Origin of the sequence: Shewanella putrefaciens (assembly GCF_016406305.1) — a bacterium.
Lineage (GTDB): Bacteria > Pseudomonadota > Gammaproteobacteria > Enterobacterales > Shewanellaceae > Shewanella > Shewanella putrefaciens_C.
Genome location: NZ_CP066369.1, coordinates 4,533,597 through 4,548,740, shown reverse-complemented (window position 1 = coordinate 4,548,740; position 15,144 = coordinate 4,533,597). Strand labels below are relative to the sequence as shown.

10 protein-coding genes, 2 tRNA genes and 3 rRNA genes are annotated in these 15,144 nt (G+C 47.6%); 10 read left to right on the top strand and 5 right to left on the bottom strand.

Annotated features, from left to right (window positions below; genetic code table 11):
* Window positions 1-116: 116 nt before the first annotated feature.
* Window positions 117-467, bottom strand: coding sequence for a hypothetical protein (locus JFT56_RS19715; RefSeq protein ID WP_198781680.1), 351 nt, complete (start codon window positions 465-467; stop codon window positions 117-119).
* Between the two features lie 91 nt (window positions 468-558).
* Between JFT56_RS19715 and ccoG the strand changes: the two genes are divergently transcribed.
* The 8 genes from ccoG (at window position 559) to JFT56_RS19675 (ending at window position 9,006) form a co-directional block, all read left to right on the top strand.
* Window positions 559-1,986, top strand: a complete 1,428-nt coding sequence (ccoG, locus tag JFT56_RS19710) for a cytochrome c oxidase accessory protein CcoG (protein WP_198781678.1) — start codon at window positions 559-561, stop codon at window positions 1,984-1,986.
* Between the two features lie 611 nt (window positions 1,987-2,597).
* Window positions 2,598-4,140 (top strand): 16S ribosomal RNA (locus JFT56_RS19705).
* A 369-nt stretch (window positions 4,141-4,509) separates the two neighbouring features.
* Window positions 4,510-7,403 (top strand): 23S ribosomal RNA (locus tag JFT56_RS19700).
* A 173-nt stretch (window positions 7,404-7,576) separates the two neighbouring features.
* Window positions 7,577-7,692: ribosomal RNA gene (gene rrf / locus JFT56_RS19695) — 5S ribosomal RNA — on the top strand.
* Together the 16S, 23S and 5S rRNA genes with 2 tRNA genes alongside form the textbook arrangement of a ribosomal RNA operon.
* Before the next feature lie 36 nt (window positions 7,693-7,728).
* A tRNA-Asp gene (locus JFT56_RS19690) sits at window positions 7,729-7,805 on the top strand.
* Window positions 7,806-7,874: 69 nt separating this feature from the next.
* A tRNA-OTHER gene (locus tag JFT56_RS19685) sits at window positions 7,875-7,960 on the top strand.
* 313 nt (window positions 7,961-8,273) lie between these two features.
* Window positions 8,274-8,528 (top strand): YkgJ family cysteine cluster protein, encoded by a 255-nt coding sequence (locus JFT56_RS19680; RefSeq protein WP_198781676.1) that lies wholly within the window; start codon window positions 8,274-8,276, stop codon window positions 8,526-8,528.
* A gap of 22 nt (window positions 8,529-8,550) precedes the next feature.
* Window positions 8,551-9,006: an Rrf2 family transcriptional regulator gene (locus JFT56_RS19675; protein WP_198781674.1), complete on the top strand. Its 456-nt coding sequence runs from the start codon at window positions 8,551-8,553 to the stop codon at window positions 9,004-9,006.
* On the opposite strand, the gene JFT56_RS19670 is transcribed toward JFT56_RS19675, so the two are convergent.
* From JFT56_RS19670 to gpmM, 4 genes are read right to left on the bottom strand one after another with little or no spacing between them, the layout of a single operon-like run.
* Window positions 8,981-9,736, bottom strand: a complete 756-nt coding sequence (locus JFT56_RS19670; RefSeq protein WP_198781672.1) for a divergent polysaccharide deacetylase family protein — start codon at window positions 9,734-9,736, stop codon at window positions 8,981-8,983. The two genes, JFT56_RS19675 and JFT56_RS19670, sit on opposite strands and share 26 nt — an antisense overlap.
* Window positions 9,737-9,748: 12 nt before the next feature.
* A complete protein-coding gene (locus JFT56_RS19665; protein WP_198781670.1) occupies window positions 9,749-10,954 on the bottom strand; it encodes a S41 family peptidase in 1,206 nt (401 codons plus the stop codon).
* A 48-nt stretch (window positions 10,955-11,002) separates the two neighbouring features.
* Window positions 11,003-12,136, bottom strand: coding sequence for a murein hydrolase activator EnvC family protein (locus JFT56_RS19660; protein WP_198781668.1), 1,134 nt, complete (start codon window positions 12,134-12,136; stop codon window positions 11,003-11,005).
* A 10-nt stretch (window positions 12,137-12,146) separates the two neighbouring features.
* Complete coding sequence (gene gpmM / locus JFT56_RS19655; protein WP_198781666.1) at window positions 12,147-13,691, bottom strand: 2,3-bisphosphoglycerate-independent phosphoglycerate mutase; 1,545 nt, start codon at window positions 13,689-13,691, stop codon at window positions 12,147-12,149.
* A gap of 264 nt (window positions 13,692-13,955) precedes the next feature.
* Here gpmM and JFT56_RS19650 point away from each other — a divergent pair, with 264 nt between their 5' ends.
* Complete coding sequence (locus JFT56_RS19650) at window positions 13,956-14,390, top strand: rhodanese-like domain-containing protein (protein ID WP_198783656.1); 435 nt, start codon at window positions 13,956-13,958, stop codon at window positions 14,388-14,390.
* A 266-nt stretch (window positions 14,391-14,656) separates the two neighbouring features.
* The gene (gene secB, locus JFT56_RS19645; protein ID WP_198781664.1) at window positions 14,657-15,142 is read left to right on the top strand and encodes a protein-export chaperone SecB; all 486 of its coding nucleotides are present in this window, start codon (window positions 14,657-14,659) and stop codon (window positions 15,140-15,142) included.
* The last annotated feature ends 2 nt before the right edge of the window (window positions 15,143-15,144 follow it).

The following is a 15,144-nucleotide window of genomic DNA, read 5'->3' as shown; positions in this document are numbered from 1 at the left end:
CTCGGCCTATGTCTGTCGGGTCTCAAAGGCTAGGTGGAATCATATATAAGGTCAATCACCTAAGTACAAAGCTTAGTGTTATATGGCAAAATTCCCTTTTACCCCGAGGAAAGTGATTAGAGGTTATCGCAAATATAAAGCCGATTGTCCCGGCTGAAAACTGGGTGTTCCGGTGATTTAGCGCCGCAATAGATTTCTTTAAAGTCAGCGATAGCGTCTGGCGTTAACGGAAGTTTGTTAAATTCTTCAAGTTCGGGGGCGGATAGGCGTTCAACGATATCTTTTCTAGCCTTTGCTAATTTTTGATCAATTTTAATGATGTTAGTGCCCGTCATAGAGTCGAGCTTGTTCTCTACTTTTTTGATTACCTCTTCAGTCTTGGCTATAGGTGCATCCAGTTTGTCGGTTTCTGTATATAAGTAATATAATGCACCACAAAGTAGCGCTAATATGATCCAACCTTTCATCTTTTAGTCCAACATAAGTGAATAACCATTAATTATATGGGTATAATAAGCCAGTTTTCGTCCAATATTAAAGCAGTAAAAGGCTGTAACGATGAACGCAGAATCTAATAACAAGGACTATTCGAAGACCAATCGAATTAAGATTCACCAACCCGATGCGAGTAAAGCCGATCGCTTTAACCCTCGCAACCGGATTTATGTTCGAGCCATCGACGGATTATGGAGCACTTTACGCCGCCGCATGGGGTGGGTCGCAATGTTGTTCTTTCTTATACTGCCTTGGATCCCATGGGGAAACCGACAAGCCGTATGGTTTAATTTAGGTGAACAGAAGTTTCACGTTTTTGGTTTAACTATCTGGCCACAAGATCTTACCTTACTCGCAGCACTCTTTATGATAGCTGCTTTTGCTCTATTTTTTGTGACAACCTATCTTGGCCGTGTTTGGTGTGGTTACACATGCCCTCAAACAGTATGGACCTTTATGTTCATTTGGTTCGAGGAAAAACTCGAAGGTGCCCGCAATAAACGCATTAAGTTAGATCAAATGCCCTGGAGCTTCGATAAAATTTGGCGAAAAGCGGCAAAGCATACAGCATGGATTTTGCTCTCACTCCTCACGGCTATGACCTTTGTGTCGTATTTTGTGCCAAGCAGAGAAGTCTATGTTGATGTATTTACATTAAATGCTTCGGGTGGGATCTACTTCTGGGTGGTGTTCTTTACCTTCGCTACTTACGGTAATGCGGGATGGATGCGTGAAATTATGTGCATCCATATGTGCCCCTATGCTCGTTTCCAAGCGGCAATGTTTGATAAAAACACCTATATTGTGGGCTATGACACTAAGCGCGGTGAGACTCGGGGCCCACGTTCCCGCAAAGCCGACCCTAAAGAAATGGGTTTAGGTGATTGTATTGATTGTGATCTCTGTGTTCAGGTATGCCCGACCGGAATCGATATTCGTAATGGTTTGCAGTATGAATGTATCAACTGCGGCGCCTGTATCGATGCCTGTGACCAAACGATGGAGCGTATGGGATATCCATTAGGCCTTATCAGTTACACCACAGAAAATAAACTTGAAGGTGTTAAAGAGAAAGTACTCCGACCCAAACTAGTGGGATACGGTGTGGTATTGGTCGCTATGATATTGGTCTTCATCTATGCCAGCGCGACGATAGCGCCAGTTCGGATGGATATTATTCGTGATCGTAACCAGCTATATAGAGAAAACAATCAAGGGATGATTGAAAACACATTTACCTTGAAGATTCTTAATAAAACTGAAGAAGCCCATGAATACACTATGAGTGTCGAAGGCCTAAACAACTATAAGTGGTATGGCCCTACTTCAGTGACCATTGCTGGTGGCGAAGTCCTGACATTACCAATCAGCGTTGGGGTTGATCCGGTAGAGCTTAGTCGCTCAGTGACAAATATTGAGATAAAAGTGAAAACCCATATAGATGGTGAAGAAATAGAAGTTGAGCAAGAATCACGTTTCTTCAGCCCATAATAAGCAGGATTTACTGATCTGCTAAGTGATAGCGAGTCACTGATGTGGGGATTTAAGATGATAAAGGGGCTATTTAGTCCCTTTTTTATTCGTATTGTTTGATAAGTAAGCGTCTGAATCACAAATCGCAAGTTTCCAATAAAAAGCCCTTGCGGACTTTCTCAATCTCCCTATAATGCGCATCCACTGACACGGTAGACAGCGTTAAGCAGCTGATGTGACAGTTCATCGATGAGTTTACTGATTGATGAGCGAAAAGAAAGTTTGCAAAAACTCCTTGACGCGAAACGGGAAATGCGTAAAATGCACGACCCTGAGTTGACGAGAAGTCAGCCCTAGCCAACTGGAAGCGTTCGGCGCTCAGTGTGGTACTCAAGTTCTCTTACGAATATTGAGTTGCTCTTTAACAAGATAAAACAAGAAATCTGTGTGGACACTCACAGGTGTTGAGTTAATCGAAACTGCTTAGCCTTAGGGTTGGCAGTCAAAGAATTAAATCAATGATGAAGAGTGTTCATAGCAATATGTACAGTTTGTTGCTGTGAAAGCAGTAACAAAAAAATCAGAATTCATTGAGCCGCTGAAGTCGCAAGACGGAAGCAACAAAACTTTAATTGAAGAGTTTGATCATGGCTCAGATTGAACGCTGGCGGCAGGCCTAACACATGCAAGTCGAGCGGCAGCACAAGGGAGTTTACTCCTGAGGTGGCGAGCGGCGGACGGGTGAGTAATGCCTAGGGATCTGCCCAGTCGAGGGGGATAACAGTTGGAAACGACTGCTAATACCGCATACGCCCTACGGGGGAAAGGAGGGGACCTTCGGGCCTTCCGCGATTGGATGAACCTAGGTGGGATTAGCTAGTTGGTGAGGTAATGGCTCACCAAGGCGACGATCCCTAGCTGTTCTGAGAGGATGATCAGCCACACTGGGACTGAGACACGGCCCAGACTCCTACGGGAGGCAGCAGTGGGGAATATTGCACAATGGGGGAAACCCTGATGCAGCCATGCCGCGTGTGTGAAGAAGGCCTTCGGGTTGTAAAGCACTTTCAGTAGGGAGGAAAGGTTGCAGTTTAATAAACTGTAGCTGTGACGTTACCTACAGAAGAAGGACCGGCTAACTCCGTGCCAGCAGCCGCGGTAATACGGAGGGTCCGAGCGTTAATCGGAATTACTGGGCGTAAAGCGTGCGCAGGCGGTTTGTTAAGCGAGATGTGAAAGCCCTGGGCTCAACCTAGGAATAGCATTTCGAACTGGCGAACTAGAGTCTTGTAGAGGGGGGTAGAATTCCAGGTGTAGCGGTGAAATGCGTAGAGATCTGGAGGAATACCGGTGGCGAAGGCGGCCCCCTGGACAAAGACTGACGCTCATGCACGAAAGCGTGGGGAGCAAACAGGATTAGATACCCTGGTAGTCCACGCCGTAAACGATGTCTACTCGGAGTTTGGTGTCTTGAACACTGGGCTCTCAAGCTAACGCATTAAGTAGACCGCCTGGGGAGTACGGCCGCAAGGTTAAAACTCAAATGAATTGACGGGGGCCCGCACAAGCGGTGGAGCATGTGGTTTAATTCGATGCAACGCGAAGAACCTTACCTACTCTTGACATCCACGGAAGACTGCAGAGATGCGGTTGTGCCTTCGGGAACCGTGAGACAGGTGCTGCATGGCTGTCGTCAGCTCGTGTTGTGAAATGTTGGGTTAAGTCCCGCAACGAGCGCAACCCCTATCCTTATTTGCCAGCACGTAATGGTGGGAACTCTAGGGAGACTGCCGGTGATAAACCGGAGGAAGGTGGGGACGACGTCAAGTCATCATGGCCCTTACGAGTAGGGCTACACACGTGCTACAATGGCGAGTACAGAGGGTTGCAAAGCCGCGAGGTGGAGCTAATCTCACAAAGCTCGTCGTAGTCCGGATTGGAGTCTGCAACTCGACTCCATGAAGTCGGAATCGCTAGTAATCGTGGATCAGAATGCCACGGTGAATACGTTCCCGGGCCTTGTACACACCGCCCGTCACACCATGGGAGTGGGCTGCAAAAGAAGTGGGTAGCTTAACCTTCGGGGGGGCGCTCACCACTTTGTGGTTCATGACTGGGGTGAAGTCGTAACAAGGTAGCCCTAGGGGAACCTGGGGCTGGATCACCTCCTTACCTATACGACTAACTTACGCTTGTTGGGTCGACAACATGGCATCCGTGCCGAGTCGACACAAAAACATCCGTGTTTTTGAGTGTTCACACAGATAACTTGTTCTTGTAGAGCGAGTGGCACGTCTTAACGACGATGCTTGTTCTTTAACAATTTGGAAAGCTGATAGTATTAAACACAATGATGTCTGTCGTTGTGTTGATACGAAAAAAGTTTAATGCGAAAGCATTGAACATTGAGTTCTCAAACACTTTATTAAGTGTCTTGAATATTCAAGTCTAAGGCGCGTCCACTTCTTTGGTCAGAAGTGAGACAAGTAAAACCAGCTGGTCGCAACGACTCAAGTGATGTGAAACTCATTTGGGTTGTATGGTTAAGCGACTAAGCGTATACGGTGGATGCCTTGGCAGTCAGAGGCGATGAAGGACGTAGTAACTTGCGAAAAGCGTTGGCGAGCTAGTAACAAGCATTTGAGCTAACGATGTCCGAATGGGGGAACCCGGCCGCATAAGCGGTCATCATGTGGTGAATACATAGCTACATGAGGCGAACGAGGGGAACTGAAACATCTAAGTACCCTTAGGAAAAGAAATCAACCGAGATTCCCCTAGTAGCGGCGAGCGAACGGGGATTAGCCCTTAAGTCAGTGGGGTGTTAGTGGAATGCGTTGGGAAGCGCAGCGGCACAGGGTGATAGCCCCGTACACGAAAACTAACCATTGATGAAAACGAGTAAGGCGGGACACGTGACATCCTGTTTGAATATGGGGGGACCATCCTCCAAGGCTAAATACTCCTGACTGACCGATAGTGAACCAGTACCGTGAGGGAAAGGCGAAAAGAACCCCTGTGAGGGGAGTGAAATAGAACCTGAAACCGTATACGTACAAGCAGTGGGAGCGGTTCTTGAGACCGTGACTGCGTACCTTTTGTATAATGGGTCAGCGACTTACATTTTGTAGCAAGGTTAAGCGAATAGCGGAGCCGTAGGGAAACCGAGTGTTAACTGCGCGTTGAGTTGCAAGGTGTAGACCCGAAACCCGGTGATCTAGCCATGGGCAGGTTGAAGGTTGAGTAACATCAACTGGAGGACCGAACCGACTAATGTTGAAAAATTAGCGGATGACTTGTGGCTGGGGGTGAAAGGCCAATCAAACCGGGAGATATCTGGTTCTCCTCGAAAGCTATTTAGGTAGCGCCTCGAGCGAATACCATTGGGGGTAGAGCACTGTTAAGGCTAGGGGGTCATCCCGACTTACCAACCCTTTGCAAACTCCGAATACCAATGAGTACTACTCGGGAGACAGACGGCGGGTGCTAACGTCCGTCGTCAAAAGGGAAACAACCCAGACCGTCAGCTAAGGTCCCAAAGTGTATGTTAAGTGGGAAACGATGTGGGAAGGCTTAGACAGCTAGGATGTTGGCTTAGAAGCAGCCATCATTTAAAGAAAGCGTAATAGCTCACTAGTCGAGTCGGCCTGCGCGGAAGATGTAACGGGGCTAAACATACCACCGAAGCTACGGGTGCAGCCCATTAGGGTTGCGCGGTAGAGGAGCGTTCTGTAAGCCGATGAAGGTGAAGGGGTAACCCACGCTGGAGGTATCAGAAGTGCGAATGCTGACATGAGTAACGATAAAGGGGGTGAAAAACCCCCTCGCCGAAAGACCAAGGGTTCCTGTCCAACGTTAATCGGGGCAGGGTGAGTCGACCCCTAAGGTGAGGCCGAAAGGCGTAATCGATGGGAAACAGATTAATATTTCTGTACTTCCGCTAACTGCGATGGAGAGACGGAGAAGGCTAGGCTAGCGCGGCGTTGGTAGTCCGCGTTTAAGGTGGTAGGCTGATTTCTTAGGCAAATCCGGGAAATCTTAAGGCCGAGAGCTGATGACGAGGTCCTACGGGACTGAAGTAGTTGATGCCATGCTTCCAGGAAAATCTTCTAAGCTTCAGGTTAGCGGGAATCGTACCCCAAACCGACACAGGTGGTCGGGTAGAGAATACCAAGGCGCTTGAGAGAACTCGGCTGAAGGAACTAGGCAAAATGGTACCGTAACTTCGGGAGAAGGTACGCTCTTGTTGGTGATGAGACTTGCTCTCTAAGCTGACGGGAGTCGCAGATACCAGGTGGCTGCAACTGTTTATCAAAAACACAGCACTGTGCAAACTCGCAAGAGGAAGTATACGGTGTGACGCCTGCCCGGTGCCGGAAGGTTAATTGATTGGGTTATCGCAAGAGAAGCTCATGATCGAAGCCCCGGTAAACGGCGGCCGTAACTATAACGGTCCTAAGGTAGCGAAATTCCTTGTCGGGTAAGTTCCGACCTGCACGAATGGCGTAATGATGGCCACGCTGTCTCCAGCCGAGACTCAGTGAAGTTGAAATTGCGGTGAAGATGCCGTATACCCGCGGCTAGACGGAAAGACCCCGTGAACCTTTACTATAGCTTGGCACTGAACATTGAACCTACATGTGTAGGATAGGTGGGAGACTTTGAAGCGGGAACGCTAGTTCTCGTGGAGTCGTCCTTGAAATACCACCCTTGTAGTTTTGATGTTCTAACCTAGACCCCTAATCGGGGTTAGGGACAGTGCCTGGTGGGTAGTTTGACTGGGGCGGTCTCCTCCCAAAGAGTAACGGAGGAGCACGAAGGTTGGCTAAGTACGGTCGGACATCGTACGGTTAGTGCAATGGCATAAGCCAGCTTAACTGCGAGACAGACACGTCGAGCAGGTACGAAAGTAGGTCATAGTGATCCGGTGGTTCTGAATGGAAGGGCCATCGCTCAACGGATAAAAGGTACTCCGGGGATAACAGGCTGATACCGCCCAAGAGTTCATATCGACGGCGGTGTTTGGCACCTCGATGTCGGCTCATCACATCCTGGGGCTGAAGTCGGTCCCAAGGGTATGGCTGTTCGCCATTTAAAGTGGTACGCGAGCTGGGTTCAGAACGTCGTGAGACAGTTCGGTCCCTATCTGCCGTGGGCGTTGGATGATTGAGGGGAGTTGCTCCTAGTACGAGAGGACCGGAGTGAACGAACCGCTGGTGTTCGGGTTGTCATGCCAATGGCATTGCCCGGTAGCTACGTTCGGAATCGATAACCGCTGAAAGCATCTAAGCGGGAAGCGAGCCCCAAGATGAGTCATCCCTAGGTCTATAAGACCTCTAAAGAGCCGTTCGAGACTAGGACGTTGATAGGCATGGTGTGTAAGCGTTGTGAGGCGTTGAGCTAACATGTACTAATGACTCGAGAGGCTTAACCATACAACCCAGATGGGTTTTGCTAAGCGAACTTAGACAGAATATATGCACTTAATGAAGTGTTGACTCAAAAAACAAACAGCTTTCCGAATTATTAAATAAGATAAGAGCAGATTTTAGTTCCTAGAATCTAGCAGCACGCAGTGCGCTCTCGAGTCTTGTTTAAAACGAATTTGCTTGGTGACAATAGCATTGTGGTCCCACCTGATCCCATCCCGAACTCAGAAGTGAAACGCAATCGCGCCGATGGTAGTGTGGGGTCTCCCCATGTGAGAGTAGGTCATCGCCAAGCGCCTAATTTAGGTTAACGTGTAAACGTTATTCTAAAGGAGCGGTAGTTCAGTTGGTTAGAATACCGGCCTGTCACGCCGGGGGTCGCGGGTTCGAGTCCCGTCCGCTCCGCCAACATTAAGACGAAAGCCTCTGCAGCAATGCAGAGGCTTTTTTCGTTGTACCAAACAAAGCTGAAGGAGCGGTAGTTCAGTTGGTTAGACTCTTTATAAACAGAAAGCGGCCTATCACGCGTGCCGAAGGCACACGGGTTCGAGTCCCGTCCAACAGCATCCCTGCTTAATAGCCCAGCTCGGCATCCATGCCTCTCGTTCATGAGCTCATCGCTGCGCGATATTTCACCCGCCAACATTTCGATAAGCCCTAACAGTAATGTTAGGGCTTTTTCGTATCTGGAATTTAGCTATTTCAATCGTCGCGGCCGTCCCGTCCAACTTTTGAAAAGTTTGTCCATATCCATTGATGCTATTTCTTTGATCCATTCAAGAGCACTTGTGCGCGACTTGGCAGTATTGACCCTTGGCGCTGATTTTGGATGGATTAAACTGTATAATCCCCATAGTATTTTTTTGAGCAATAAAAATGAATTGTCGTCTTGGGTGTGGTGCTTGCTGTATCGCACCATCAATTAGCAGCGAAATACCTGGAATGCCAAAGGGCAAAGCCGCGGGTGAACGCTGTGTACAGTTGAGCGACGATAATTTGTGTTTGATTTTTGGCTCGCCGGATCGTCCCGCTGTTTGTAGTGATTTTGATGCATCTGAGGATGTATGTGGTCATTCAAATGAAGAGGCGCTTTGGTTGATTAGCAATCTGGAATCTCAAACGTCTCATTGAGTTTTTCGCTGACAGGTGAACTATGCAGTTAACACGCTATACCGATTTTGGTGTTCGCACGCTCATGTATTTGGCTGTTCAGCCGGATAGAACAACATTATTTCGGATTGCTGAAATAACCCAGGTATTTGATTTGTCGCCAAATCATGTGTCTAAAATTGTGCACCATTTAGGAAAGCTGGGTTATCTCGAAACCATTCGCGGTAAGATGGGCGGTTTTCGCTTAGGTAAGCCTGCGAGTGAGATTAACCTTGGTCTATTGGTGAGAGCACTAGAAAACTCTTTGGCACCGATAGATTGCAGTAAACCTTACTGTCGATTTAGTCCTGCGTGTCAGTTGAAGGGCGTATTAGCCCAGGCGGTTGCCGCTTATTTAAATGTGCTCGATCAATATAGCCTGCAGGATATAGTCAGTAATCGCAATGAACTGTTGGCTTTGCTGCCGGATATGTCTATTTCAGTCTTACAGTTGGATTAGTAGGTTCCCTATGGACTAAGTCGATAGGGAGTAGCTTCGATGTAGGTACCAACTCGATTCCTTCAGCCTTGAGACGCGCTAGATTAGCCCTTAAGAAACTGATCGTTTCAGGATGCGGATGGGCGATTGCAACAAGATTTCCTTGAATGTGCGCTTGTTCTACCATGAGATTAAATTGTTTTTCTAGGGCCGATTCACTCAGATTATTATCGAGAAAGAGTTGGCGTTTTAATGTTGGGACGCCAAGCAGCTCCGCTTTATCCCTCGCCCGTGTAAACTGGGTTGTCATGCTGTCGACAAAATACAGTTGCTTCTGTTTTAAACTCTCCATGACCCAGAGCATAGGCTCATCCAGTTGAGTCAGTAAACTCCCCATATGATTATTCATGCCCTTAGCAAAGGGAACACTCGCGATTGCATCTAGCACTTTGGTGCGGATTTGCGCTTCATTCATCGTGCTTGTTAAACCACCTGGGCCTAATGCTTTACCGTTTAGCGCCTCCATGGGGAGATGAAGCATGATCTCATGGCCTTTTGCATGCCCCGCTTTTGCTAGTTGTTTGCTAAGTGGTGTGTGCGGCAAAACGGATAAGGTCACAGTGCTAGGCAGGGTGAGCACTGCTTCATCGGTGTGACGGTAACCTATGTCATCAATAATCAGCGCAAGTTGTGCTGCATAACACGGGGTAATGTAGAGGGCTAAGAAGGCCAAAGAGTAGAATAGGCGCACTGTTTCTGCTTATTAGTCATGGTGTTGTATCCAAGCAATTGCCGAAGTGACTATATGGTCTTGGGTTACATCTTCACGTGCTGATAGGGCATCGATTATAGCCATATTCTCTTCATTGGAGCCAGTTGGATTGGTAATTTTAATATCGGGCTCGATACCAATATCGTGGATGTTTTCTCCTTTGGGGGTGTTGTATTGAGCTATGGTCAGCTTAATCGCGTTACCGTCGTTGAGGATGGGGATTAGGCTTTGGACTGTGCCTTTACCAAAGCTGGTTTCACCTAAGAGTTTTGCGCGGCCGTTATCCTGCAATGCGGCGGCGAGCACTTCGGACGCCGAAGCCGAGCCTTTGTTGATTAGCACTAACATAGGCACATTGGTGAGTATGGTTTGTGGTGAAGCGTAATAGTCTGAATTGGCATCGAAAAACCGCCCACTAGTCGAAACAATGCGTCCCTTGGCGAGGAAGAGATCGGCAATTTTGATGGCTTGATCGAGTAACCCACCGGGATTATTCCGTAGGTCGAGAATAAGCCCACTTAGGGGGATGGTTTGCCATTGGTTAAGCGAGCGGATCATCTCTGCGGTGGAGTTTTCTTGAAAACTGCTGAGTCTGATATAGCCGATATTACCTTGCAGTAAATTACTCGAAACCGAGTGGATCGTGATGGTGCTTGGGGTGAGTGACACCTCAAACTCGGCGCTGTCATTGTGGTGTTTTAGTGTGAGGCTGATGCTCTGTTTTTTCAAACTATACTGTTTGATTTCATTGAGAATATCCGCAAGGTTGGTTTTTGTGGCAGGCTTATTATTCAGCTTGATAATAGTGTCACCGGCTTGGATGCCAGCCTGTTCTGCGGGGGAGTTTGCAAAGGGAGCGATAACGCTGATCCGATCTTTATCGCTGGCGACCTCAAAGCCAAAACCAAAATATTCCCCTCGATTGGCGTCTTTTAGATCAAGCAAATCTTGATGGTTTAAAAAGCTAGAGTAGGGGTCTAAATGTTCAAAAATCCCCTTGATGGCGGCTTGGACTAACTCATCCTTAGAGACGGTTTTAACATAGTAGGTTTCGACCGTTTCAAGCACATCCTGTAATAGTGGGTAATCGAAGTCGCTTTGATATGACTTGGCGTGTTCTTGACTGGAGAGGCTAATGGACAGGCCTAAGCTTAGGCCGAGTCCAAGGCAGACGATATTGCGTATTAGATGTTTCATGGCCGTCCCCTGTTGCTGCGGGGACGGCCATGTTAGCGACAGTACTGATTAGCGACAGTACTTGGCTGGATCGACGGCTTGCCCCTTATACCTTATTTCAAAGTATAGGCCAGGCTCGGTCTGTCCACCCGAACGTCCGACTAAAGCAATCGCTTCACCGCTTTTTACCATATCACCAGGGCTTTTTAGTAGGGTTTGAGCGTGACCGTAAAGACTCATATAACCTTTGCCGTGATCTATGACCATCACAAGACCAAAACCGCGTAACCAGTCGGCATAAATGACTTTACCACCTGAAACGGCTCGAATATTTTGCCCTTCAGGTGCAGACAACATAGTGCCTTTCCACACTACTTGACCGGAACGTTGGCTACCAAAGCTAGTACTCACACGACCCTTAGTCGGCCATTTAAGCTTGCCGCTTTGCTTACCAAAACCTTCCATTGAAGGATTGTCTTTCATTGCCCGTAGAGCCTGTTCGACAACCCGTTTTAAGCTCGCCTCCTCAATTTGCAGTTGTTCGAGTTCAGCACCTTTAGTGTTGAGTGTGCGCTGCAGTTCTTTAAGGGTCTGTTGACGTTGGTTTTGTTCTTGGCTTAAGCGCTTAGATTGCACTTGTTGCTCGGCAATCAGCTTAGTGAGTTGTTGTTGCTTGCTGGTTTGTGAGGCTTTAATTTCATCAAGCTCGGTAAGCGTCTGTTTTAATTCATTGATTGATTTCATCCGGGCTTTGTTTAGATATTGATAATAAGCCAGCATGCGCTCAATGGTGGCGGGGCTTTGCTGGTTGAGCATCATCTTAGTGTAATCGTGATTACCCGCTAAATAGGCGCTAGAAAGTTGTTTTGAGAGCGTTTTTTGCTGGCTTACCTTAAGTACTTCCAACTCTTCTTGCCGCTGTTTAAGCTCGGCAAGTTTAGTGTCTATTTGCCCTAGGCTGTTTTTGGTGGTGTTGACTTTTTTGGCGGCAGCCGCAATCGCCTCTTCATCGCTTCGCAGCAATGAGAGTAATTTTTCCCGTTGCTTACTGGTGTTTTTAAGCGCGCTTTGTTGTTTATTTATTTGCGCTTGGATTGATTTCAACTCGGACTGACGCTTCTGCAGATCAGAAGCGTTAGCCGAAAAAGATAACATCATAAAGCCAGCAAGAATGCTGGCTTTAACAAGGAGTCGAGTGCTCACTAGGTAACAATTACTCTTTAATGTGGATTAATGGCTTACCCGTCATCTCTGCGGGAATGGCTTCGCCCAGTAGATGCAGAATGGTTGGCGCGATATCGCTCAGTTTGCCACCGGCATCTATGTTTGCATCTCGGCCTACAAACAAAAAGGGCACGAGTTCACTGGTGTGGGCCGTATGGGCTTGGCCTGTGGTTTCGTCGGTCATTTGTTCTGCGTTGCCGTGGTCAGCGGTAATAATACATTCACCACCGACTTTAGCCAGCGCTTCAACCACGCGGCCGATACAGGCATCGACAGCCTCACAGGCTTTAACGGCGGCATCGAAATTACCCGTGTGGCCAACCATATCGCCATTGGGGTAGTTACAGATGATCACATCGTACTTGGTGGATTCAATCGCGGCCACGAGTTTGTCGGTCAGTTCGGTTGAACTCATCTCAGGTTGTAGATCGTAAGTCGCCACTTTAGGTGATTGAATTAAAATTCGGTCTTCGCCCTCGAATGGCTCTTCCTTACCGCCGTTGAAGAAGAAAGTCACATGGGCGTACTTTTCAGTTTCAGAGATCCGCAGTTGAGTGCGACCTTGTTTCTGCAGTACTTCACCTAGAGTATTCACTAAATTTTCAGATGGATAGGCAATAGGTGCCTTAATATCTGCCGCATATTCTGTCAGGGTGACAAAGTGCATTTTCGGCACGACAGCACGTTCGAAACCGTCAAAGTCAGGGTTGATAAAGCTGCGGGTGATCTGGCGGGCGCGGTCAGCGCGGAAGTTCATAAATATCAGTGCATCGCCATCCTGCAAGGTCGCAACTTGACCGTCTGCATCTGTGATTGCCGATGAAGACACAAACTCGTCGTTCTCATCGCGGGCATAGGCGGCTTCTAGTGCGGTTACCGCATTGTCATATTGGAACTTAGCCTTGCCCTGGGTGATAAGGTCGTAGGCTTGCGATACGCGGTCCCAACGATTATCCCTGTCCATCGCGAAGTAACGGCCGATAATCGAAGCGACGCGGCCATGGCCTAATGTAGTAAACAGATCATCAAAATGGCTTAAGCTGCCTTTAGCACTACGGGGTGGAGTATCGCGGCCGTCTAAAAAGGCGTGTAAATATACTTTGGTTGCACCGCGAGCCACGGCCATACGGCACATTGCTTCGATATGCTCTTCATGGCTGTGAACACCGCCGGGAGAAAGCAGGCCCATAATGTGCACTGCGCCATTGGCTTTAATCGCCGAGTCTACTGCATCACATAGGGCTGGGTTTTTCTCAAACTCATGGTCGCTAATCGCTTTACTGATACGAGTGAGTTCTTGATACACGATACGGCCGGAGCCTAGATTGATGTGGCCTACTTCAGAGTTACCCATCTGGCCATCGGGCAAACCTACATCTAAACCAGAACCTGAAATCAAACCGTGGGCGTATTGGTCATTGAGGCGGTCGAGTACTGGAGTCTTAGCGTGGAAAATGGCATTCATATGCGTATTTTCACGGTAGCCCCAGCCATCGAGGATCAACAACGCGATTGGACGTTTAGTTGTCGTCATGGTGTTACCTTTAAGTTTTAAAGAAGCGATAGAAATCTGAAATTGGTCAAATATTACTACGTAAGCGGGGTACGAAAAAGCGCTTTACCTAGATTAAGGTTATCGAATCACTAATTCAGCGGATTATGTGAGTGTAGAGAGAACGTCCATACGGCTGGGCTTAAACTGTGTTCTCGAACTGTGACTAAACTGCTGCAATCTGCCAAGGCAATGGGTATACTCTGTGCCCTTATCGAATTTTCGCCATTTATACGGGCTGTAATTATGCAAGAATATATCGAATTTTTTAAAGCTCACTCTATGTTAAGTCTGGCTTGGGTGGGATTATTTATTGTGCTTGTGATCAGCGTGATCAAATCGAGCCTCTCTAAAATCAAAAATATTACTCACCAAGAATTAACCATTATGGTGAACAGACAGGACGCAAAAGTGGTTGATGTGCGTTCGAGCGACGAGTTCCGTAAGGGTCACATTGTTGATGCGCTTAACGTTACACTCGCGGATATCAAAAATAATCAGACTTCAGCCCTTGAAAAGTTTAAAGCCAGTCCCATTATACTTGTATGCAATGCTGGCATGACCTCGTCTCAAGCGGCTCAGCTTTTAAGCAAACAGGGTTTTGAGAATCTGTATAACTTAAAAGGTGGTATGGGTGAATGGCAGGCAGCGAATATGCCTGTTTCAAAAAGCAAAAGATAAGTTGTCGGCGGCAGTTATGATTTGTACTGCAACAGTCTTCTTGACGATGCAGCAATAGAGTCATCATTGTTTGGCATACTGATCCTGCGGTCGCTAAGGGCTTAGATTAAGTTTTTAGACTCGTTAGAAAGAAACACTCTAGGGTTAAATATTGGGATGGCACTGGGTTGATACAGGCCTCTAACCCCAAAGCCCGAGCTAAATAGACATATAAGTCAGCCTTCAACGAAAAGCTGGCACAACATTGATAGGATAGGTAGGAAATTATGGCTGAAGTAGCAAACAACGAACAACAAGCCCCACAATTCAACATTCAACGTGTTTACACTAAAGATGTTTCTTTTGAAACGCCTAACAGCCCAGCGGTATTCCAAAAAGAATGGAATCCAGAAGTGAAGTTAGATTTAGACACGCGCAGCGCTAAATTAGCCGATGACGTATACGAAGTCGTACTGTCTCTGACTGTGACTGCACAAAACGGTGGCGATACCGCTTTCCTATGTGAAGTACAACAAGCGGGTATCTTCTCTATCGCTGGTTTAACTGAGCCACAACTGGCACATTCATTAGGCGCATATTGCCCTAACATCCTGTTCCCATATGCCCGTGAAGCAGTGGGTAGCTTAGTTGGTCGTGGTACTTTCCCACAACTGAACCTCGCTCCAGTGAACTTCGATGCGCTGTTTGCCCAATACGTGCAACAACGTCAAGCCGCTGCAACTGCACCCGCAGCCGAAGAAGCAAACGCTTAATT

What these genes read in the sequence shown, in the direction of transcription:
- JFT56_RS19680 (WP_198781676.1), top strand. Translation starts at nt 8,274, where the DNA reads ATGAATTGTCGTCTTGGGTGTGGTGCTTGCTGTATCGCACCATCAATT.
- JFT56_RS19675 (WP_198781674.1), top strand. Translation starts at nt 8,551, where the DNA reads ATGCAGTTAACACGCTATACCGATTTTGGTGTTCGCACGCTCATGTAT.
- JFT56_RS19715 (WP_198781680.1), bottom strand. Translation starts at nt 467, where the DNA reads ATGAAAGGTTGGATCATATTAGCGCTACTTTGTGGTGCATTATATTAC.
- gpmM (WP_198781666.1), bottom strand. Translation starts at nt 13,691, where the DNA reads ATGACGACAACTAAACGTCCAATCGCGTTGTTGATCCTCGATGGCTGG.
- JFT56_RS19650 (WP_198783656.1), top strand. Translation starts at nt 13,956, where the DNA reads ATGCAAGAATATATCGAATTTTTTAAAGCTCACTCTATGTTAAGTCTG.
- secB (WP_198781664.1), top strand. Translation starts at nt 14,657, where the DNA reads ATGGCTGAAGTAGCAAACAACGAACAACAAGCCCCACAATTCAACATT.
- ccoG (WP_198781678.1), top strand. Translation starts at nt 559, where the DNA reads ATGAACGCAGAATCTAATAACAAGGACTATTCGAAGACCAATCGAATT.
- JFT56_RS19665 (WP_198781670.1), bottom strand. Translation starts at nt 10,954, where the DNA reads ATGAAACATCTAATACGCAATATCGTCTGCCTTGGACTCGGCCTAAGC.